Source organism: Paraburkholderia panacisoli (assembly GCF_008369935.1).
Taxonomy (GTDB): domain Bacteria; phylum Pseudomonadota; class Gammaproteobacteria; order Burkholderiales; family Burkholderiaceae; genus Paraburkholderia; species Paraburkholderia panacisoli.
Window position 1 is genome coordinate 275399 of record NZ_VTUZ01000004.1, and the last position, 22054, is coordinate 297452.

At 63.0% G+C, this 22054-nt stretch carries 19 protein-coding genes; 12 read left to right on the forward strand and 7 right to left on the reverse strand.

Annotated elements, in window-relative coordinates:
* The first annotated feature begins 186 nt into the window (after nt 1-186).
* From FVF58_RS08140 to FVF58_RS08150, 3 genes are all read left to right on the forward strand, one after another.
* Nucleotides 187-1128 (forward strand): sulfite exporter TauE/SafE family protein, encoded by a 942-nt coding sequence (locus FVF58_RS08140; RefSeq protein WP_149669384.1) that lies wholly within the window; start codon nt 187-189, stop codon nt 1126-1128.
* Nucleotides 1129-1378: 250 nt separating this feature from the next.
* Complete coding sequence (locus tag FVF58_RS08145; protein ID WP_149669385.1) at nt 1379-2323, forward strand: metallophosphoesterase family protein; 945 nt, start codon at nt 1379-1381, stop codon at nt 2321-2323.
* A 42-nt stretch (nt 2324-2365) separates the two neighbouring features.
* Nucleotides 2366-2710, forward strand: coding sequence for a cupredoxin domain-containing protein (locus FVF58_RS08150; RefSeq protein WP_149669386.1), 345 nt, complete (start codon nt 2366-2368; stop codon nt 2708-2710).
* Nucleotides 2711-2749: 39 nt separating this feature from the next.
* Here FVF58_RS08150 and FVF58_RS08155 read toward each other — a convergent pair whose 3' ends face one another.
* Entirely contained in the window at nt 2750-3817 is a 1068-nt protein-coding gene (locus FVF58_RS08155; RefSeq protein WP_149669387.1) for an aromatic acid exporter family protein, read from the reverse strand.
* 516 nt (nt 3818-4333) lie between these two features.
* Here FVF58_RS08155 and FVF58_RS08160 point away from each other — a divergent pair.
* Both FVF58_RS08160 and FVF58_RS08165 read left to right on the forward strand, forming a co-directional pair.
* On the forward strand, nt 4334-5230 hold the full coding sequence (locus FVF58_RS08160) for a hypothetical protein (RefSeq protein ID WP_149669388.1): 897 nt from the start codon (nt 4334-4336) through the stop codon (nt 5228-5230).
* A complete protein-coding gene (locus tag FVF58_RS08165; protein ID WP_149669389.1) occupies nt 5187-6350 on the forward strand; it encodes a GGDEF domain-containing protein in 1164 nt (387 codons plus the stop codon). Before FVF58_RS08160 ends, FVF58_RS08165 begins: the two co-directional genes overlap by 44 nt.
* Nucleotides 6351-6353: 3 nt before the next feature.
* Here FVF58_RS08165 and FVF58_RS08170 read toward each other — a convergent pair whose 3' ends face one another.
* Entirely contained in the window at nt 6354-6560 is a 207-nt protein-coding gene (locus FVF58_RS08170) for a DUF1289 domain-containing protein (RefSeq protein WP_149669390.1), read from the reverse strand.
* A gap of 410 nt (nt 6561-6970) precedes the next feature.
* On the opposite strand from FVF58_RS08170, the gene FVF58_RS08175 reads away from it, so the two are divergent.
* On the forward strand, nt 6971-7840 hold the full coding sequence (locus FVF58_RS08175; RefSeq protein WP_149669391.1) for a phytochelatin synthase family protein: 870 nt from the start codon (nt 6971-6973) through the stop codon (nt 7838-7840).
* A gap of 87 nt (nt 7841-7927) precedes the next feature.
* On the opposite strand, the gene FVF58_RS08180 is transcribed toward FVF58_RS08175, so the two are convergent.
* The 3 genes from FVF58_RS08180 to FVF58_RS08190 form a co-directional block, all read right to left on the reverse strand.
* Complete coding sequence (locus tag FVF58_RS08180) at nt 7928-8575, reverse strand: glutathione S-transferase family protein (RefSeq protein ID WP_149669392.1); 648 nt, start codon at nt 8573-8575, stop codon at nt 7928-7930.
* A 346-nt stretch (nt 8576-8921) separates the two neighbouring features.
* A complete protein-coding gene (locus FVF58_RS08185) occupies nt 8922-10394 on the reverse strand; it encodes a sodium:solute symporter family protein (protein WP_149669393.1) in 1473 nt (490 codons plus the stop codon).
* Nucleotides 10391-10606: a DUF3311 domain-containing protein gene (locus FVF58_RS08190; RefSeq protein WP_149669394.1), complete on the reverse strand. Its 216-nt coding sequence runs from the start codon at nt 10604-10606 to the stop codon at nt 10391-10393. Before FVF58_RS08190 ends, FVF58_RS08185 begins: the two co-directional genes overlap by 4 nt.
* A gap of 372 nt (nt 10607-10978) precedes the next feature.
* Here FVF58_RS08190 and FVF58_RS08195 point away from each other — a divergent pair, with 372 nt between their 5' ends.
* Together FVF58_RS08195 and FVF58_RS08200 are read left to right on the forward strand one after the other, a co-directional pair.
* The gene (locus tag FVF58_RS08195) at nt 10979-11656 is read left to right on the forward strand and encodes a MarC family protein (protein WP_149669395.1); all 678 of its coding nucleotides are present in this window, start codon (nt 10979-10981) and stop codon (nt 11654-11656) included.
* Nucleotides 11657-11717: 61 nt separating this feature from the next.
* Nucleotides 11718-12551, forward strand: a complete 834-nt coding sequence (locus FVF58_RS08200; protein WP_149669396.1) for a class II glutamine amidotransferase — start codon at nt 11718-11720, stop codon at nt 12549-12551.
* A 53-nt stretch (nt 12552-12604) separates the two neighbouring features.
* Here the strand turns inward: FVF58_RS08200 and FVF58_RS08205 are convergent, their stop codons facing one another.
* Both FVF58_RS08205 and FVF58_RS08210 read right to left on the reverse strand, forming a co-directional pair.
* Nucleotides 12605-14356 carry a cobaltochelatase CobT-related protein gene (locus FVF58_RS08205; protein WP_149669397.1) on the reverse strand — a complete coding sequence of 584 codons (1752 nt, stop codon included), beginning with the start codon at nt 14354-14356 and terminating at the stop codon, nt 12605-12607.
* Nucleotides 14357-14405: 49 nt separating this feature from the next.
* Nucleotides 14406-15641, reverse strand: coding sequence for an AAA family ATPase (locus FVF58_RS08210; protein WP_149669398.1), 1236 nt, complete (start codon nt 15639-15641; stop codon nt 14406-14408).
* Between the two features lie 324 nt (nt 15642-15965).
* On the opposite strand from FVF58_RS08210, the gene FVF58_RS08215 reads away from it, so the two are divergent.
* The 4 genes from FVF58_RS08215 (at nt 15966) to FVF58_RS08230 (ending at nt 21991) form a co-directional block, all read left to right on the forward strand.
* Nucleotides 15966-17072, forward strand: coding sequence for a porin (locus FVF58_RS08215; protein ID WP_149669399.1), 1107 nt, complete (start codon nt 15966-15968; stop codon nt 17070-17072).
* A gap of 179 nt (nt 17073-17251) precedes the next feature.
* Nucleotides 17252-17455, forward strand: a complete 204-nt coding sequence (locus tag FVF58_RS08220; protein WP_149669400.1) for a hypothetical protein — start codon at nt 17252-17254, stop codon at nt 17453-17455.
* 709 nt (nt 17456-18164) lie between these two features.
* Nucleotides 18165-20105, forward strand: coding sequence for a S8 family serine peptidase (locus FVF58_RS08225; RefSeq protein ID WP_188130746.1), 1941 nt, complete (start codon nt 18165-18167; stop codon nt 20103-20105).
* Between the two features lie 68 nt (nt 20106-20173).
* Nucleotides 20174-21991, forward strand: coding sequence for a tetratricopeptide repeat protein (locus tag FVF58_RS08230; RefSeq protein WP_188130747.1), 1818 nt, complete (start codon nt 20174-20176; stop codon nt 21989-21991).
* The last annotated feature ends 63 nt before the right edge of the window (nt 21992-22054 follow it).

The following is a 22054-nucleotide window of genomic DNA, read 5'->3' on the forward strand; positions in this document are numbered from 1 at the left end:
ATCGGGGCGACAAATTTTGAGTCACGCCCGCGATAACCAGCCGAACCCCGGCAAGCCGCTTAGCAGGGCGAAATATATGGGTGCAGACCCCACCTGAAACAAGCTGAAAGTCTTGTGCTCTATCTTTGAGCAGACATTGGGTCCCCGGCGGGCAGGCTTCGCTTACCGCATCCGCAATGCCCGTTAGTGCAGCACCAGCAGGACTGGAAAACCCGCGTCCTTCTCAACGTGTGCGAAGTGGGGGCCATTGCGATGGAGGTCGAACCGCAGATTGAACCGGAGAGCGCCACTGGATCGGCGCTTTCGCCGAGCACCACACTCAACTGGCGTGCCTGGCGCAGCAAGGTTCATTGGTCGATACTCCTCGTTGCCACCGCATTATGCCTCGGCTTTTCCGGTCAGGGCGGACTCAAGCCACTTGTCATCGGCGCCGTTTTTCTTGCGTCCGCCGTTTCCAGCATCGCGGGATTCGCCTTCTCCGCCGTCTGCGGCGCCATGCTGTTCCATCTGGCCGGCGACCCCGTGCAGATCGTCCAGATCATGATCGTCTGCAGTATCGCCAACCAGACAGCGATGGTCTGCTCACTAAGACGGACGATCCGCTGGCGAGAACTTGCTCCTTTCCTGATTGGCGGCGCATTCGGCCTGCCGGTTGGCATAACCGTCTTGTTGAAGCTGGATCGTCATATATACACCCATGTGCTTGGCGTGTTTCTGGTCGTTTACGGCTGTTACATGCTTGTCCGTAAGCCTCTGGTAATCCGCCGTCAGAAGATGGCCTTCGATGTCCTCGCCGGAGTTTTCGGAGGAATCACCGGTGGGGCCGCCGGGTTTCCCGGTGCATTCGTCACCATCTGGTGCGGCTTCAAGGGATGGAGCAAGGAGCGCCAGCGCGCCATGTTCCAGCCGTTCATTCTGATCATGCAGGTAGCCGCCCTCGCAACGATCAGTCTGTTGCGGCATTCCGCCGGCAAGGTCGGGTTCGAGCCGGCGGACCTGTTCTGCAACCCCGCCGCGCTGCTCGGAACCGCTGTTGGCATGACGCTTTACAAGCGGCTGTCAGACAATCATTTCGCTCGCGCGGTGAACCTGTTAATGATCGCCTCGGGGATCAGCTACTTCGCATAGTCGAGCCGAAAGCGGGTTCTTCGCTTCGGCAACGGCCGCTCAACGGACCCCGCCAGCAATGCCTGGTGTCGGTCACTTGCTCGTCGCATTGCGCTGCAATAAACCCGCAACCGCTAGCCAGTCCGTCACTCAAAACCAACCCCACTCCCGGGAATAAAACCCGCACACCTGCAGTCATGCCTCATGAACCGAGTCGCAAACGCCGCCGGACGATCCCTGTGTGCGTGCGAATCCTTATCGTGAGGTCACCATGTCGTCACATCATTCATTCGATCCGGCGCGTCGCGGCGCGCTGAAATGCCTTGCGTTCGGCGGTCTGGGGACCGTGTTCGTGCTGTCGGGCGGCGTGCTCACGCCGGTGGAACTGGCGCTTGCCGCCGACTCGAACAAATCCGCGGCAACGACGGGCGTGCCGCTCTTCCTGCAGATCAGCGACACCCACATCGGCTTCAACAAGGAAGCCAACCCGGACGTGGCGGGCACGCTCAAACAGACGATCGACTTCGTCAACGCGATGCCGGTCAAGCCCGCGCTGACCATCCATACCGGCGATATCACGCATCTGTCGAAGCCCGCCGAGTTCGATCTCGCGGCGCAGCTGATGTCGGGTCTGAAGATCACCGAGCTGCATACCGTGCCCGGCGAGCATGACGTGACGGATGGCCCCGGCGCCGAGTACTTCAGCCGCTTCGGCCAGGCGTCGGACAACAAGGGCTATTACAGCTTCGACCATCAGGGCGTGCACTTCGTCGGCCTCGTCAACGTGATGCATTTCAAGCCGAATGGCCTGGGCGGCCTCGGCGACGATCAGCTCGAATGGCTCGAAAACGATCTCAAGGGACGCTCGTCGAGCACGCCGATCGTCGTCTTCGCGCACATGCCGATGTGGACGATCTACGAGCCCTGGGGCTGGGGCACCGGCGATGCCGGCCAGGCCATGAGTTACCTGAAGCGTTTCGGCTCGGTGACGGTGCTCAACGGGCACATTCACCAGATCGTGACGAAAGTGGAGGGCAACATCACCTTCCACACCGCACGGTCGACGGCCTATCCGCAGCCGACAGCCGGCCAGGGCGATGGCCCCGGCCCGCTGAAAGTGGCAAGCGATCAGCTACCCAGAATGCTCGGCGTCACCAGTGTCAGCATCGCGCGTCATCCGGTGAAGGCCACGCTGGCCGACAAGACGCTGGTCTGATATCAGCCTCATTTCACGCATTTCAGGTTCAGGAGATCAGTCATGCCAACTATCCGGATCGGCCGCGCGCTTTTGATGCTGCTCGGCGGCTTTGCGGTGATCGCCGCGTCGGCTGCGATGTGCGTGGCGCGCGCGGAAACGCCCAACGCGGTCACCATCAAGAACTTCATGTTTACGCCAATGGCGCTTACGATCAAGGCCGGGTCGACCGTGACCTGGAAGAATCTGGACGGCGAACCGCACACGGTCGTCAACGATGCCGGCATGTTCCGTTCCGCAGCGCTCGACCAGAACGATTCCTACCAGTACAAATTTGACAAGCCCGGCGTCTACCACGTGTTTTGCGGCATCCATCCGAACATGAAGGAGACGATCACCGTGCAGTGACCGGCGCGCGGCGTCATGCACACGGACTTGGGCCGGCGCTCACGCGGTATGCAGTTCGCTGAGGCGGCAAAGGAGAATCCCGTAGCCGGTCAGGTGGCCGAGGTACACGCTCGTGAATACGTTGGACGCGGGCAGATCTTCGATCAGATGGCGCAACTCTTCCATGTGCAGCGGCGGCGCGGGCAACGGCGGCCGTTCGACCCGCAGGTCGGCCGCCTCGGCCAGTCGACGGTGCGCCGCCACCAGCGTGCCGAGCCGCGCGAAGAAGGCTTCGCGCCATGATGCGTCGAGCGCGGTGAACTGATCGTGGAATGTATCCAGCGTCTCCAGAAAGTTGACGAGCGAGTCGAAAGTTTCCTGATAGCACGCGAAGAGCGGCGCGCGGGCCCGGTTGCGCTTCAGGTGAGGCGAGACCCACGCCTGCTCGCTATCCGTCTTCAACAGCAGGTGCGCCTGTTTGAGATTGGTGCTCAGCGCGCGCAGTTTTGCAGTGGCCGGTTTGATCTGCGCACGGTCGAGCTTGCCGGCGGCCAGTTGCGCGAGCGTGCCGGTCGACTGCTCGTTGCCGTCGTTGACGAGCGTGTTCGCCCAGTAGCCGTGATCGGGCGGAAACGCCACCTGCTGGATGATGAAGCCGAGCAGCATGCCGAGCACCACGCCGATCAGCCGCTGTTCGAGCAATGGGAGGTGTTCGCCGGTGTAGAGGACGAGTGTCATCGGCACCGTGACGCTGGTCATCTGGAACAGCGACGGCCTGAGACCGACGATGCCGAAGATCACCACCGGCAGCAGCAACGCGCCGAGCCACAGATTCGGCGCGGTCAGCCAGATGAGCAGCGTGCCCAGCGGCATCGCGACGACGTTGGACAGCACGCGCTTGTAGAAATAGCTTCTGGCCGCCGAAATCGAGCTTCCAAGCGCCAGCGTCAGCATGGCCGAACCGGCGAGGGACACGGCGGCGTCGGGATAGCCGAGCAGCGAAGGGATCGCGAAACCGATCCACAGGCCCAATGTGAGCTTGGTGTATTTCGCCGTTTCGGATAGCGAAAAGCGCGCGAGGGCGCGGCGAAATGGCGTAAGCGGCTTATGGGTGTAGGCGTTGGACATGTTTTTTGGACTGACCGATGACGGTAAGCCAGGCGGGTTGGCAGGCGGACGAGACACTACCAGTGCGCGGGCGTTTTTTCGGGAATCTGAACAGTAGCAGGTGTCGCGAACTACGCGTCGCGCGGACCGCGTTTTAAGCGCGGGCCGCAAAGGGGCACGTGAGGAGCGCGTGAGGCCAATAGGCGAGCGGCTGGGCGCGGTTGTTGCGTGTCGCAGAGCGAGAGCGGCTGCCTGGGCATCAGACCGCGTGGCGGCGCCAGTCGAAGCGGTGGCACGGCTCGCGGCGCGAGGCCGCAGTTGAACCTTTTACCGGGTCCCTGCGGAAAGGGCTGTGTCGCGTGGCGGCGTTTAAAGCGAGGCGCTCGTGTTGTCGTCGGCTGAGGAGCGAGTTACATTCGTTCAGCGGCGCTTGCATCGACCTTGCGATGTCGTCTGATCGAAGTCTGATGTGGGTCTGCGGTTGGCCTTGTGGTTGGCCAGGAAGACAGACGTGGGACGTACTTCGGAGCTAGTGCGATGGCTAACGATAGCGACTTGCCTTACTCAGATCCAGACGGCCGGGATGCGGATTTCGAAGACCGCGAGCCGTATGGAGCGAATGCGGCGCCGGCACGCTTTGGCCGTCTCGCGCTTTGCACGGCCGCTGCCGGTGCGCTGGCGTTCGGTGTGCTGGGGACGGTGACTTACAGCGTCTGGTTCAATCGTGATCAGCAGGCGTATGCCGAGGCCATCGCGACGGCGCGGCAGGCGCTCGGCATTCGAGGGCCGGCGGCGGCCAGCGCGTCCGGGCGGCAGCCCGCGCCGCAAGCCGTGATGGCGGCGACGACGCAAGCGGCAGCAGTCGCCGCCACGGATGCATCCGCGAGATCCACAGCGGCAATGCCAGGCGCGCCCGAAACGATGACGTCGCACGGCACAGCCCCTGCGAACGCATTGACGAACACAGCGTCAACCGAAGAATTAGCGGCGGACCAGGCTGACGAAGAGGACGGCGAGCGGGCGGTCTGGGAGGGTCGGGTGACGCAAGCGCCGGCGCCGTTGGCAACGATGCTCGCCGACGCCGCACTTACCGGCAACACAGCGACCGGCAACGCACTTCCCGGCAACGCAATTCCGGACACCACGCTCGCCGACAACACCCGCCCGAGCCCAGCAACCCCGCTAACACCCGCACCTTCGCCTCGCCGCAACAACCGGCGCGCAACGAACGCCGATTCCGCCGCGCAGACGTCCACCGCAAGCCGAAGCGCCAAAGACGCACGGAACGCGCAACAGGACCGCAATGGCTCGGCGGCGAACGCCTCGCCGCACAAGAGCAGTCTGTTCGCACGGATGGGGCTGTTCTTTCGACGCGTGAGCTATCGGCAACATGACAGCGGACGCCAGCAACAAGACATCTACTCCCATCCATGAGCCGCGGCGGCCCCGGTACGTGACGCGCGGACCCGTCCCGGCGATGCGCTTCAGGCCTGGTCCGGCGACTGTCGCCGTCGCGTCGATGCTGTGTCTGCTGCTCGGCCTGCTGTACCTGGCGATTCAGATCAGGACCGTCTTTTCGGATCAGTTGAAGCAGGAATACGCGAGCCTTGTTCTCGACGCGGCCGCGCGCGCCGAGAGCGCGCGTGAACAGCTCGGCGTCTGGCAACACATGCCCGAACGCAGTGCGACTCACGCGCAGGACTACCAGCGCGCTCACGCCGAGTTCACCCAGCGTCTCGCGTCGCTTGCCGCGCTGGTGAACGCGAGCCCGGCCCCGGCGCCGCACTTTGCGCCCGCCACGCTGACTCCGGCCGCAAACCTCGCCGATACCGACGCGATGCTCGCCGACGTTTCCACGTACTGGCGCGCGCAACGCGACGCCGACAGCGCCGACGTGCGCGTGCGGATCACGCATGTCGCGCGCACGCTGATCGCGTTGGCGGCGCTGCTGTTCTGCATGCTGCTCACCGCGCTGGGCATGTACGCCAAACGAAATCGACAGCTCGCGGGCCAGTCGCAGGAGTTCGAGCATGCGTCGCTGCACGATTCGCTGACGGGCTTGCCGAACCGGCGCAAACTGCTGGCCGCGCTCAGAGAGGCCGCGGCCAGCGCGCGCGCCGCTACGCCGGCTCGCAGCATAGCGGTGCTGTATGTCGATCTGGACGGCTTCAAGCAGGTCAACGATTCGCTCGGCCATCATGCGGGCGACGAATTCCTGATCGCGGTCTCCATCTGTTTTCGCGAATCGATGCGCGAGGCCGAACTCGTCGCGCGGATCGGCGGCGACGAGTTCGCGGTGCTGGTGAGCGCGTACGCAACCCACGCGCAGCTTGCCGACATCGCGCGGCGGCTGATTGCTTGCGTGGTGCACACCGACGAGCGGATGGGACTCGGCCTCGTGCGCGCCAGCATCGGCATTGCGTGCTTTCCCGAGCCCGTCGACGACTACCGCCGCCTCGTCGCCGCTGCCGACGACGCGATGTATCAGGTCAAACGCAGCGGTAAGAACGGCTACGCGTTCGTTACGCCGGCGACCCGGCCGGCGGGTTCATGATGTTCAGGGTGCGGATGTTTGCGGCGCGGGCGTCGTGATGACTGGCAGTTTTGCCGCGCGGCGCGCGCGGTCGCTGATGATCTCGTGACGCCGGTGATCCGTCATGCCTTTCCATTCGCGGATTTCTTCGCGAGTACGCAGGCAGCCGACGCAGAAACCCGATTGGCCGTCGATTCGGCAAACGTCGACGCACGGTGATTGAATTGCCATATCCGGATCATGAATTGCGGTGGAATGAATTTCGACGGCAGCGTGCGAAAAACCGGCGAATCGGCTCAGCGACGCGTGCTGAAACGATGCGTGCGTTGGACTCGCCGTAGCGGTCGAACTGCCGTCATGTTCGTCGCCGTTTTGCTCGCGACGACGAGGTGGTTCCTGCTGCGGCCCATGCCGTAGAACAGCGTTCGTTTCTCGCGACGCTGGCAGGCCACGACATAGCGGCCTGCGCAGGGCCGGCGAGTATATCCGATCCGCGAGCACGCGCCACGCATGCCGCCTACGCATCAACATCGTCGCGCACGCGCAGCACGGTTTCGTGTTAAAAATCCGGAGCCCGCCGGCGTGGCACAGCGTGCGTCGGCGGCCGTGGTGACTCCGATTCATCCGCAGCGGAAGGGGCAATGTCCAGAGATTCGTCGATGCGCGCCGTCGCGCGCATGAGCCGGCCCGAGTGGTTCGTGGCGGTGGTCGCAGTAGCGTTGGCCGCCTGTGCGCCGTTGCCGCCGTCCACGAGCCAGGGCGACGCTCATCCGCCAATGGCCGCTCAGGTCAGCGCGCAAAGCCTGGCGCAGGCGTCGCCGTCCGCTTCCCCGCCAGTCGCGGCGCGTGCGGCCGAAGGACCGTTGCCCGTCCCGGCCAACCTGATCCCGTTGACGCAGGCGGCGGGACAGAAGCGGCTGATGTCCACCGCGTACAACCAGGCGTACTGGCCGCTCGCGCAATACTTCGAAACGCAGCGCAACGAGGCTTTCTGCTCGGTGGCGACATCGGTGATGGCGCTCAACGCGTTGGGCATTCGCCGTCCCGAGTCGAGCCAGTACCCCGACTATCCATTTTTCTCGCAGCAGGATTTCTTTCGCGGCATCGATGCGCAGGTGGCGAACGCCGCGCAGGTTTCGAAGGAAGGCATGACGCTCGATCAGCTCGGCGCGGCGTTGGGCGCGTTTCCCGTCGAGGTGACGAAGTTCCACGCCGCCGACCTGACGCTCGATCGCTTTCGCGATCTGATTCGCGACACCGTGGTTCGTCAAGATCGCTTCGCGTTGCTGAACTTCAGACGGGCGGAGATCGGCGAGGCGGGCGGCGGGCACTGGTCGCCGCTCGCTGCCTACGACCCCGCGAGCGACAGCGCGCTGCTGCTCGATGTCGCGAGGTACAAGTATCCGGCCGTGTGGGTGCCGGTCACGCAACTGTACGCGGCTGCGCTGGCGGTCGACAGCGTGAGTGGTTTGTCGCGCGGACTGGTGATCGTAGGAAGGCGGCCGGATTGATGCGAGTTTGCGGGCACGTGGCGCGAGCGGTGGCGCTTGCGTGTCACTCGCGTTGAACACTGCAATGGTGCGCCCGCGCCAGGCACCTCAACGATCCTCGTTGCGCCATTCCGTCAGCTTTTCCCGCGCATTCAATTCAATAAACGACGGCAGCGATCGCAGCCCGCGGATATAGCGCGCGAGATGCGGCCAGCCCAGCGCGGGACGCGGCATGTTGCGGGTCCAGCGCATCAACATCACCGCGAGCAGGTCCGCCGTGCTGAGCGTGCCGCCGACCAGATAGCCGCGCCCGTCCGCGAGCCGCGCGTCGAGGTGCTCGCACGCCTGTTCGATCCGGCGCCGCGCGAGCGCGCGAACCGCTTCGGCGCCGGCGGGATCGCCATCGCTGTCGGCGTAGAACCAGTCGCGCATCGCGGGCAGGAGCGTGTTGGCGAGATAGATCATCGACTCCAGCCACGCGGCGCGCTCCGCCGAACCGGGGGCGGGCGCGAGCGCGGCCTCCGGGTGCCGCTCGGCCAGCAGCATCAGCAGCGCGGCCGATTCGTGGCGCGGCGAGCCGTCGACGACCAGCGTCGGCACGCGCCCGCTCGGATTGAGCAACAGGTATTGCGGATCGTGCTGCTGGCCAGCGTCGATATCGACGAGCCGCGCTTCGAACGGGACGCGCATTTCGATCAGCATCCAATGAACAGCCATGCTCGCCGCGCCCGGCGAGTAGTAGAGAACATAGGACATGCATGGGCTCCGCGTGTCGATTGAATTGGGCGGCCTTCATCGGCCATTGATGCACGCGTAGTTTAACGGCGTTCGTGAAAAGCTCGAACGCCGTTGGGGGAATCTTCGTTGCCGCGAGAACTTTTACTTTCCACACATTGATCCGCTGGACGACTTGATGCGCAGCACCCGCAGCGCGTTTTTTTCATTCTTGTGTAGATTTGACTTTTGATCGAGGCGGCTTCGTCGCGACGCCTGATCGTGCGCATGCGCTGAACATCAAGACGTGGAAACAGAAAAGGGGCTGTCGCCTCAAGCGAACAGCCCCTTCGGGTACTACCACGTGAACGATGCGTTAGTGCAACCCTCAGTGAACCGATGCCTGCGTCTGCTCGACCGGCCGCGGCTGCGTCACCGCGCTTACCACGACGAACACGACCACGTTCACCGCCAGCGCGAGGAAGCCGATGTTCACGTCCTTCAACGCATCGGGCAGGAACGGCATCAACTGGCCGATGCTCCAGTGCAGCGTGGTCGTCAGCGTGACCACCGCGACGCCCGCCAGGATTCCGCAGAACGCCCCCTGTTTGGTCGCGCGGTTACGCGGGAACAGGCTGCAGATCACCGCGGGGAAGAGCTGTGTCACGAAGCTGTAGCCCATCAGCAGCAACGCGACGATCGTCTCGCCGCCACGCAGCGTGAAGCCCACCGCCACCAGCGCGACCACCGGCACCAGCACGCGCGCGAGCAGCGCCACCGACGCATCCGATGCGCCGCGGTTCACCATGCCGCGATACACGTCGTTGGCGAGCAGCGTCGACGCGGACGTGAGGATCATCGAGCCCGGCACCAGCGCGGTCAGAATGCCGGCCGCGCCGATCACGCCGACGAACCACGGGTCGAAGGTCTGCAACGACAGGCGGAACAGCGACAGGTCGATGTTGCCGCCCGTCAGGCCCGGTACCCGCAGCGTCGCCGCAAAGCCGACGAAGAACACGAACAGCAGGATCAGCTGATACAGCGGCAGCACGATCGCATTGCGGCGGAAGATGCGCTCGTCCTTGGCGGTGAAGACCGAGCTGAACGTGTGCGGCCACATGAAGAAGCCGAGCGCCGTCAGCAGCACGGTCGACTGGAACCACGTCACGCTCGAACCGCGCGCCGGGAACGCGAGGAAGCCGGGGCGGGCGGCGTCGATCGCGCGGAACATGTCGCCCAGGCCGCCGTAGTAGTGCAGCGGCAGATAGATGCCGAGGAACAGCACGATCGCGAGGATCAGCAGGTCCTTCACCACCGAATTCCACGCGGAGCCGCGCACGCCGGAGACGATCACATAAGCCGTCACGACGCAGGCGCCGATCCACACGGCCGCCGTCGACGAGATCGCGCCATACGACGCGGTCGCGACGATGATGCCGAGCCCCTTCAACTGCAGCACGAGGTATGGAATCAGCGCGGCCACGCCGACCATCGCGACCAGCGTGCCGAGCGCCGGGCTGTCGTATTTGCGCGAGAAGAAGTGCGGCTGCGAGACGAGGCGCTGTTTCTTCGCGTAACGCCAGATCGGTGGCAGCATCCAGTACGACAGGATGTACGCGAGCGTGCCGTACGCGAGGATGTAGTAGACCGGCGCGCCCTTGCCGTACGCGAAGCCGCTGCCGCCGAGGAAGGTGAAGGTCGTGTAGATTTCGCCGGCCATCAGCAGGAACACGAAGGCGGTGCCGAAGCTGCGGCCGCCCACGCTCCACTGTTCGAGGCTCATGTCGTGGCCGCGCCGCGCGCGCACGCCGAGAAAGAGGGCGAACAGCGTGACGGCCGCGATGATGACGAGTGCGCTCATGAGCGGACCTCCTCGCCATCGGCGGCGACATGGCGGTTCGACGGGTCCAGACGGTAGACGATCGCCATGATGATCGAACTTAGCACCACCCACATGACAATCCAGGCCAGCACGAACGGCATGCCGAGCATCAGCGGCTCGACTCGGTTCACAAACGGGACGCCGAGCAGAATGCCGATGAACGGCAGCGCGGCGAGTGCACGAAGCAACATAGGGGCAACTCCTCGAACGGTTAAGTACGTCTCGTAGAAAGCGCGGCTTCGGTGAGGACTGTATGCCTGTTAGTTTGCTTACGTAAAGGGCTACAAAAAAGTGTAGGCTTTATGAAAGTTGCGAGCGCATCGTTCGGCTTGCGCTTGCTGCGCTGCAAGGCGGCGCGCGCGCAGCGGCACGCCGACGGGTGGCCGGCCGCGCGCGCGGCTTTTTGCGGCTTTGACTGGCGCGCCGCGATATGATCTGCAGCACGCAGTGCGAGCATGGTCCGGATCACGCAAAGCGCTCCGGGTTCATCAACATGGCTGGGCGTCTTCGGCGGGCCGACTGGGCGTCGCGCCAACCGGGCCGCCGTTCGACACGGAACGCATATGGTTGCCAGTCTGATCTCGGACATTCTGTTTGGCTTCACCGGCCTGATCAGCATCATCAACCCGATCGGCATTGCATTCGTCTTCCTTGACCGGACCGCGGCATTAACCACCGAGGAGCGCACCGCGCTCGCGAGGAAAATCGCCATCAACGTAGTCAGCGTGCTGCTGGTGGCGTTCTTTATCGGTACGCCGATCCTGCATTTCTTCGGCATTTCGATAGAGGCGCTGCGCATCGGCGGCGGCCTCGCGGTGGCGGTGGGCGGCTGGCAGATGCTCAACGCACCCGACACGCCGCCGGCCGATCCGTCGGCCGTCAAGCGCGTCGACGCGGACAACGCGATGTCCAAAGCATTCTTCCCGCTCACCATTCCGTTGACCACCGGACCCGGCTCGATCGCGACCGCGATCGCGCTGACGGCGAACCGCACGCACAAGCTGTCGGAGTTCGTGCTGTCGAGCATTGCGTCGGTGGTGATCTCGTTCGCGGTGGCCGTCACCGTCTATCTGATCTATAGCCACGCGGTGATTTTCGCCAGATACCTCGGTGTGGAAGGGACCAAGGTGGCGATGCGTGTATCGTCGTTTCTGCTGCTGTGCATCGGCGTACAGATCATGCTGACCGGCTTCTCCGAATTCCTGATTCCGATCGCGACGCTGCAGCCCGTGGTCAAATAGCCCTTCACCCCGGCGGCGGGTCGCGCCGCAGCGCTCGGCCCCATTCAAGAGGAGAGCATTCATGTGCCGCTGGCTCGCTTATACCGGCAACCCGCTTCAGCTCGAAACGGTGCTGTTCAACGCCAAACATTCACTGATCGACCAGAGCCTGCATTCGCGGCTCGGCCATACCACCACCAATGGCGACGGCTTCGGGATCGGCTGGTACGGCCATCCGACCGACATTCCGTTCCGCTACCGCTGCATCCAGCCCGCATGGAGCGACCGCAATCTGCGCGAGGCCGCGCGGGCGATTCACGCGCCGCTGTTCGTCGCGCACATACGCGCGGCGACCGACACGCCGTCGCAGGAAACCAACTGCCATCCGTTCCGTCACGGCCGCTGGCTGTTCGCGCACAACGGGCTGGTGCGCAACTATCCGGCGGTGCGCCGCGATCTGATGGTGGCGATCGACCCCGACCTGTTCCCGTCGATCGAAGGGTCGACCGATTCCGAAGTGCTGTTTTTCCTGGCGCTGACATTCGGCCTGGAGCTGGCGCCCGTCACCGCGCTCGAACGGATGGTGGGGTTCGTCGAGGCCACCGGCCGCCGGCACGGCGTGGACGAGCCGGTGAACATGACTGTGTGCGCGACCGACGGCGAGCAGATCGTCGCGGTCCGTTATTCGAGCGAAGGGCAGTCGCGGTCGCTCTTTCACAGCACGTCGTTCCGTCATCTGCACGAGCTGTATCCCGACGATCCGCGCATCGCGCTGGCCGGCGAGAATGCGTTCCTGGTGCTATCGGAGCCGCTCGCGGATTTGCCGGGCTGGTGGCAGGAGATTCCCGAAAGTTCGGCGGTGGTCGCGCGCGGCGGCGAGATCGAGCACTTCCCGTTCAAGCCGCAACTGGCGTGAACAGGCGCGTTGCAGCTCCACCTCGAAGGGTCACGGCGTGAGATATGGGAACGCTAGCGCGTCAGCAGCAACGAACTCAGCACCGAGAACACCGTCGACGGCAATTCGGCGAGGCGGCTGACCACCACGTTGCGCGGATAGAAGTCCTCGACCGCGTCGGTCAGCACGCCGATCCCTACCAGTTCGATGCCGCGCTTGCCGATTGCCGCGACGCGTTCGCGCAGATCGCGGCGCAAGACTTGCGGATCGCCGTCGCCGGTCGACGGATAGCCGTCGGAAAACACCATCAGGATGCGCCGCGCGGCCTGATGATCGGCGAGCCGCGTCGCGGCCCACGCGAGCGCTTCGCCGTCGGGGTTCTCGTGACCGCAGTCGATCGCGGCGATCCCGCTCAGGTCAGCCGCGCCGAAGCGCTTGTACACCTTCAGATCGAGCCGCTCGACGAAGCGGTTGTAGCGCCGCAAGTCCGCGCCGGTCGCCAGCTGCCGCTCGTAGAGTTGGCGCATCGGCGCGGATTCGAGCGAGCAATAGCCGAGCACTTCGCAATCGAACGAGAGCTGCGTGAGCGCATCGCACAGCGCCGCCGCGCACAGGCGCGCGAGTTCGATCTTGCGCCCGGCCATCGAGCCGCTGCGGTCGATCAGCAGCGTCACCGCGACGTCGCGCCCTTTGGCCGCGCGTTGCGTGCGAAACGGCGTGCGGTAGCCGGGCGAGGTCGCGAGCCGCGCGAGCGCGGTGCGGTCGATTTCGCCGCGCTCCTGCTCGCGGCGCCAGCGCACGCGCTCGTCGGCGCTCAGCGCGCGTTCGAGTTTGTCCTTCAGCGGCGCGGTGTCGGCACGGGCTTGCGCGCGCAGCGCGCGCCACACCGCGCTGTCGCCCTGGCCCGTGAGGTCGGCGAGCACGTCGAACTCGGTGGCGAGCGGAATCGATAGCCGGGCCCGCGGGGCATGCGTTGCGCTCGCGCCCGCTGCGCCTTCGGAGCGGGTGGACGGCTGCTGCGAGTCGGCGAGCGACTGTCCCATGCCGAGCACATCGTCGGCCTGCGCGCCGCCGCTGCGCTCGGCGCTCGGCGCGGCCGCGCTGTCGTGATCGGGCAGCACGGTGTCGTCGTCGAAGGGCGCGGACGATGCGGCGGCGCTCTGCGTGTCGATGTCCTCGACCGCATCCGCGCTGAACGCCATGCTGTTCACGTCGCCCGCCGACAAGGCCCGCACGCGCGCCACCAGCGCGTGCGCCGCCGCGATGCTCTGCGCGGTCGAGCCGCTCGCGCGCGCGTCGCGTAGCAGATCCTGCGCGGCATGCAGCGCGGCCACGAGCGACGGGCTCGCTTCGGTGCGGCTCGGCGGTTCGTCCCACAGCGCGCGCTCGACCAGCCACACCAGCCGCTCGCGCCAATGCAGCTTCGGCCAGCGTTGCCGCACGCGCTCCGCGGCGTGCTCGCGGAGCTTGCCGATGAACCAGCGCGAGCCCGGATATTCGTCGAGCAGTTGCGCGCACACGCGGCGGTCCTCGATCACTTGCGCGAGATTCGCGGCGATACCAGCGGGCAGCGCGTCGAGTTGCGCGAGCGACGCATGCTTCGCTCGCGCCACCAGCAGGTCCAGATAGCCGACCAGCACATCGCGGTCGATGCCGCCGTTCATCTCGTAGTCGGGAATCACGATGCGGCCGGGTTCGACGCGCGGTCCCTCGGGACTGAACACGACGGTCACGCCGTATTGTCCGGTGAGCACGCGGGCCACCTTGCCAAGCGTCGATTCGAATGCGAAACCGCGCTTATCGTGCGTTGTGTGTGCGGCGTTCATGCGCGCGTTCCTGGTCGCTTTGCTTGTCGCATTCCTTGCCGCCGTCCGCTCACGCGGCCGGCGCGATGTGATGGCGGACGATGCCGCGAATCAACGCGGCGTCCTCCGGGCTCACCTTCGCGTAGATCGCCGGGCCGGCGGCGCGCTCGGGGTCGCCGGTGCGTAGCATCAGCTCGGCCCAGTCGAGCAGGCGCCGGGTCGAGAACGCACTCGACAGATCCTCGCGGGCGAATGCCGCGCGGCAGTCGGCGGCGATCGCGGCGAGCGTCGCGGCCAGTGTGCGCGTCATATTCGGCGCTAGCGTTCGCATCAGCACGTCGGCTTCCTCGGCGGGCGTCAGATAGTCGAGCAGGTAGACGCGCCAGCGATCCAGAAACGCCTCGTTCATCAGATTCGCGCCCTGGTACAGCTGCCGGAACTGGCTCATCGCGCCGACTGCGTTCGCCGTCGCGAAGAGGCGGAATGACGGATGCGGCGCGACAATTTCGTTGCCTTTCTCCTTCAGCACGAGGCGCCCATGCGGTTCGAGCACGGCGGTGAGGGCGGCGAGGATCGACGGCTCGGCAAAATCGATTTCATCGACGATCAGCCAGAGCCCTTCGCGCATCGCCGTGGGCAGCACGCCGTCGACCCACAGCGTCTCGCCGCCCTTGACGGTCCAGAAGCCGACGAAATCGCCGACGGTGGTCTGCCCGTTCATGTTAGAGCGCAGCACGCCGTGACGCGAGCGCGCAGCGACCTGTTCGATCAGGCTGGTCTTGCCCGCGCCGGTGTGACCGATCAGCATCACGCGGCGATTCTCGCCGATGTCTTCGACGATGTCGTTAAAGCGCGCCGCGAACAGATAGGCGGGGTTGACGCGCGGCACGAGCGCGCCGCCGGCGCCGCAGCGCACCTCGACCCGGCCGATGCGCACGGTCTCGCCCGTGTCGTCATCAGGCCGGTGCCTTGCCGCTGCGGCGAGCGCCGCGACCCGCCGCAATTCCGGCATGAAGGCCTTGCGCTCAAGCGCGCCGGGTGCGCTCGCGGTGTCGCCGGAGTCGATCGCGAAGCCTTCGCGGCGCCATTTCTTCAGCTTTGCGCGCAGGTTTTCCGCGTCGACCACGAGATCGATATCGACCGCGCCCGTGCCGCTGGCATCGTCGACGCCATGTTCGAGGCGATAGGTCTCGGGCCGGTCGGCCACGCTGACGCGCCACCATTCCGCGCCGGTTTGCGTCGCGCGCTGGTAGAGACCCAGGTTTGCGTCGTCATTTTCGTCTTCGGTCAGTGCGGTCGCATTCATGGCAAATAGATGAAGGGTCGATCAACGGAATGCATTTCGATTTGGCTGAAGCCGAATGACCGGCTATCTTATCTTCTGCAGCTTTCGATCTTCCACATGAATCGCTACACGGCATGTGCCCGGTGTTGCAGCTTGTCATGTCGAGCACACACCTCGCCAAAGTTCGTCGCGTTGCGAGCACCGCGTAACAGGGGCGTATCCGTTGCAGTCAGGCACGGCCAGGTGCGTAGTGTCGCGAATCGGGTCGCGTCCCGGATGCCTTGCAGTTCCGATTTGTCAGCAGTCCGCTTTGCCCCATGTTGGACAACGACTCACGGCAAAACAATGAGACTACCTGTAAAACTCGTGGCAACTCTGGTGGTGGCGAGTCCTCTCGCATACGGTCAAACCAGCGTGACGCTATATGGACGTCTCGACGGCGGCATCGAATACCTGAATCACATCAACGACGGCGCGGGCGGCAGTGCGAGCCGCTGGCGCGCCGAAGGCGGCAACTGGGGCACCAGCATGCTGGGCCTCAAGGGCAATGAAGAACTGGGCGGCGGGCTCCATGCAATCTTCAATCTGGAAACCGGTCTGCAAATCATGGACGGCACGACGAGCGGCGGACGGCTCTGGTCGCGGCGCGCGTTCGTCGGCTTGAAGAGCGACCAGTGGGGCACGCTGCAGGCCGGACGTAATCTCTTCATCGACAGCGACGGCGTATGGGAATTCGATCCGTTCGTGCAGCAGGCGTTTGCGTCGGCGTCGCTCGTGCGTGGGCGCAACTGGCAGCAGACTAACAACAACGTCGAATATAAGAGCCCGGTGTTCTGGGGCTTCGACGTGCAGGGGCAGTACTCGTTCGGCAATCAGCTGGGCGCGTTCAACAGCGGCGCGCCGGGTGAGTTCGGCCGCTCGGACGGCATCATGCTGACCTATCACTCGCCGCTGTTCGACGTGCGCGGCATCTACGACGAACTGCGCGACAGCAACGGCCACTTCAGCAATATCTTCCAGGCGTCGCGCGAATTTTTCGTCGGCGCGAACGTGCATTTCGACGCGGTGAAGATCCAGGGCGCGTTTACGCATTACTCGGCGCCGGACTCGCCGGCCGGCGTGGCCGACACCGCCGATCACTACTGGCTCGGCGCCACGTACAACGTGCAGTCGCGCTGGGCGGTGACGGCCGGCGGCTATTACATCCACGTCGGCGACGGCGGAGGCGACGCTGCGCACGATCCGTCCGGGCACGCGATGATGTATGTGCTTGGCACGACCTACAACCTGTCGAAGCGCACCTTCCTGTACGGCACGGTGGGCTACGTGCGCAACGCGAGCAGTTCGAATTTCTCGCTCGAAGCGTCGCCGCGCGATTCGACGAGTAACACGAATCCTCTGGTCGGCGAGTCGCAAACCGGCGCTTATGTCGGGATGATGCATCAGTTCTGATGCGTCGTTGCCGGCCTTGGCAGCGGTGCGAGCCAGGCAGCATCGGCATGGGCAGTATCGATAACGGGGTCCCGAGTCACGCGCGTGGCAGCCGGAACAGCAATACCCCGCATGTCCCGTAATGCGCGTTGAAGAAAGCGCCTTGCTTGGGATAAAACGATTGATTCCACAAGACTCTCATGGCGAATTCCCCAAAGGGACTTGGGCAGGTGATTCTGCATGGCGTGCGCTGTACGACGAAGGGCAGCGACGTCGGCGTGCCGGCCTTCGCCACGCAATTGAACGATGCGCAGACCGCCGCCCTCACCCATTGCGTGACGACACAATTCGGTAATCCGTCCGCAGCACGAGTGACTAACAAGGGTGTTGCGAAGCTGCGCTGAGCGAGTTGGTGTGCGCGGGATTGGAGCAGGGCGTTTGCCATGCAACGGACCCACGCGTTGCGGGCATGAGAGCTTCTATTGCCCGATGCGCTGATCCAAAAAATCGCAAAGTCATGGACTCCAGGCGCTCCTCATTGCTTGTGCGGGCTATCCCAGCGCACCGATGTAAAACGGCGTACGTCACCTCAAGAAGAAGCGCGAGCAATCGCGCTTTTTGCTTTTTCAATGCGCGTCGCATCAAACTTCTGGTCCGGCTGAATCTTCCCAGGCAAGAAAAAGAAAACGCCTACTGCTTAGCCCGCTCGAGCTAAGTAGGCTATTGTTTAGCTCATTTGAGCTAAGTTGGCCATTTGCTTATGGAAGATTAGGTGCACCAGGTTGCACTGACTCGCAACCATTGACGGTGCGTGATCCTTCGTAAAAGAGCTATGGCTTTCCAATGCGGTAAAGAAGGACAAGAAAAATGCAGACGAAGAAACGTGATACGGGTTGGGGCGTTTCCCAGCCAGGTTATGCCCGGATCGGCACTTTATGGTTGAAAGTAACACGGCGTCGCATCCATGCTGCTGGCCGTTGTTTGTTTTCGATAGCATTTCTGGCGTGTGCAATAAGTCGGCCTGTAGCGGCACAGACACCGACACCACCAGATGTAGCAGAGGCTGCTAGAGCTGCATCGTCATCTACCGTCCAGCTGCGATCCGCGTTAAAGATGAACACGCAAAATCTCGACCCGCAAGTGACCCACGACCGCTTCATCATCAAGTACCGGAATGGGACCGCAGAAGGCCGTTCTCCCACAGCGGTCCAATCAAAACTTGACCGGTTTGGAAATGCATTCCCCTCAAAGGCACGCCATTCACGCCGCTTGGGTGCTGGGGCAGACGTCGTAATAACGGCACGCAAGCTGAACGCCAGGGAAGCCAGAGCGTTTATGCGCGCGATTGCGTCGGACCCCGATGTCGAATATGTAGAACCAGACCGGGAGATGTCCATACAGCTGGTTCCGAATGACCCGGAATATGCCAGGCAATGGGCGCCGAAATCGGACCCGACTAGCAAAAGCATCGGGATACGCGCAGAAGGAGCATGGGATCTTGCGAATGGACATGGCGTCGTGATGGCACTCGTTGACATGGGTGTGACTCAACATAGCGACCTGACTGCCAACGTCTTGCCGGGTTACGGTTTCATGGGAGATAACTCGGGGGGAGACGGCACGGAGCCTGGCATCATCACGGGAGACAACTGTACGTCGGTCATTTGGCACGGTACGCACGTCGCCGGCATCATGGGTGCAATGACCAACAACGGCAATGGCATAGCTGGCATTGCTCCCGGGGCCAGGATCGTGCCGGTACGCGCAATGGATGCGTGCGGCAGAGGGTCTATGTCTAATGTTGCCGAGGGTATTGTGTGGGCTGCAGGCGGTAGTGTCCCGGGCGCACCCGTCAATCCTTACCCAGCGAAGGTTATCAACGTGAGCGTCAGCGCAGGCGGCACCTGTGATCGGACTTTGCAAAGCGCAATCGACGATGCCACCAGCCGCGGTGCGATTGTTGTCGCAGCCGCCGGAAACGACAATAGAGATGTATCGAGTTCCACTCCCGCCAACTGTCGCAATGTCATCAGCGTCGCCGGGACCAGCCTGGGCGGGAGATACAACCAGTCGAACTATGGGGAGATGATTGATATTGCCGCCCCTGGCCAGGACATCTGGTCCACCTATAACAGCGGGACCAAACAGCCAGTAGCGGAGTCGTACTCATACATGAGCGGGACGTCGATGGCGGCGCCGCACGTCACAGGTGTTGCTGCGCTGGTTCAGTCGATTGCCCCCAAATCCCTGACAGTCGCGGAAATGCGTAACCTTCTGCAGTTGACTGTCCAACCCTTCGCCACCGGCCAACCGGACCAATACATTGGGCCGGGCATTCTCGATGCAAACGCGGCGGTCATTGCGGCCAGAGCGGGAAAGCTACCTGTAGCGGCGGATTTCAATTGCTCACAAAGCCAGGATTCGATGCAGGTGACTTGCACCGACCTGTCTACCGCCAGGGGAGGAGTGCCAATCAAGACCTGGGCGTGGAATCTCGGCATTGGCGCTGCTGATACCGTAAGCACGAAATCAAGCAGTCCGGTATGGAACTATGACTTGCCTGGCGTTTATAAAATTAGTTTGACGGTGACTGACAACAATGGGGTCGTGAGCAAGTACACGCGGCCGTTCGAGGTTAAAGCGCCAGCGGTCACTGATCTCACCAACGATTACGGCCCGGTCAGGTTTCCAATGACACCGGATCAGACGCTCTATTTCATGGTCACGATTCCGGCTGGCCCACATTCGATGATGATGGTCGGTCCTGACGGCACGCCTAACCGGGTAGGCTGGAAAGATTTGACCTTTACTCTTACGCCGGATGGGGCCAGCGACACCGCAACGTTGTCTGTCCGATCCAACTCTATAAACATGGCCAGTCCAGACTGTACTGCCTCTATGGCGCAGCGCACACCGGCCAAATGCACTATCCCGCTGCCGGGCTCTGGAGGGAATTTTTACGCAATGGTAAAGCCATCGACGGCGATTAACGCATCCATCGTATTCGCAGCTACTAATTGGCAAACGTCGGATGTCTTGACTAACGGTTACTAAGACTACGTTAGCCATCTGAAAAGATGGGCACATTCAACTAGAACTGTTCATGCACGATGCGATCTCTTATGTACGATGACGAAATGCACATAGACGCGCTTGTTGCGCGAGCTGATATGCACTTTTCTTCACTGCGTATGACAGAAGCGGCTGCGTGTTATCGGATGGTTTTGGCTGTGCGCCCGTTCAATGAGCATGTGCTGCATCGCATGGGCCTCACTTGTGTTCATCTGAACGATCTGGACCAGGCACGCGCCTATATAGATGGGGCGCTGCAGGTCGCCCCTCACCGGGCTGATTTATGGGAGCACGCGGGTCTGCTCGCTGCGTTGAACAGTCAGTTCGGATCTGCTGAGACGTACTATCTGCGCGCGCTCGGACTAGCGGGGGATAGCGCCAGCTTGCACAGAAATCTCGCCGACCGCCTGCGGCAGTCGGGCCGTTTTGGCGAAGCAATAATGCACTACGAGAAATCCCTCGAAATAGAGCCAGGATTAAGGCACGCCAGTCGCGCGCTTGCCGGGATCAATGCAGAACTCGGCAACGTCGATAAGGCCGTGGTCTACTGGATGCGCACCTGGTTGCTCCAGCCAGCGGCATCGAAAGATGACCTTGACAGCATTGTGGCGATCACCGATAGCAGTCACGTCGCGACACTCGACAAAACCATCCGTGAGATTAGAACCCGCTTTTCAGACGATACCGCCGCCATAAACGCAGTTGTATATGTGCTGATTAAAAGCCACCGTTATGAGGAAGCGTTCGCAGCAGCCCAGCAGGGACTCGCCGTTGACCAATATGATGCGGTCCTGTGTCAAAACGCGGCATGGGCACTCAGGACGCTGGGGAGGGTCGCAGAGTGTCGAGCGTACAGTCAGAAGGCCGCGTTGGCGTTGCCTGATAATCCGGTGGTGCAATACCGCTACTCGGGCGTGCTGCTTTGTCTTGGCGAATTTGAGGAAGGCTGGCGGCGACACAAGTCGTTTTACGAGATTCCGGAGAATCGCGTGGTAATGGCCTGGCCTGATTTCCCCGAATGGAAGGGTGAGTCAGTCTCCGGATGCCAGTTCCTGCTTGTCGGCGAGCAGGGGCTTGGGGATCAGATACAGTTCCTTCGGTTTGCGCAGTGGCTGTACCTGCGGGGGGCCACCGTGGATGTTCTCGTCGACACGCCAATAGCGGCCCTGGCGACGTCCATGAGCGGAGTGCGACACGTGTTCACCGCCATGCCGCCCGGCCCTTACGATTACTGGTGTCATATGTTCAGCGTGCCGGAGCATATGAAACTCGATCTGCCCATGCTTCCCGTAGTCATGCCGTATCTCGCTCCGAACCCGACGAAGGTGCGCTATTGGCAGGCCAGCATCGAAGCCGTTTCAGCACGGGGGGCGTCGGCAGGAAAACGACGAATTGGCATCGTATGGGCGGGCGATCCTCGCCCGGCTCTTGATCGTTTCCGTTCTATCCAGTTCGACAAGTTGAACGCGGTATTTGCTCTACCGGATATCACCTGGTTTTCGGTTCAAAAGGGCGCGAAAGAACGTGAAACCGAAGGACTAGCGCGGCAGTTTGACGTGCACACGCTGGGACCGGGCATCTGTGACTTCACCGATACCCTTGCAATATTGCACGCTCTCGACCTGCTGATCACTGTCGATACATCGGTCGCACATCTGGCGGGGGCCGCGGGCTTGCCTGTGTGGGTGCTTGTCCCCGCATACACGGACTGGCGATGGATGACCGAAAGAAAGGATACTCCCTGGTATCCGTCGATGCGGCTATTCCGTCAGCGCAATCTGGGCGAATGGGACACGGTTATCGAAGAAGTGCGCAACGCATTGCAGGAATGGTGCGCCGTTCGAAGCGACGCCACGATGAATTCATGATGTAGCGTATGGCTCTGAATGCGGCGGTCTTCCTGGACCGCCGCCTTCTTTACACGCGCTCGA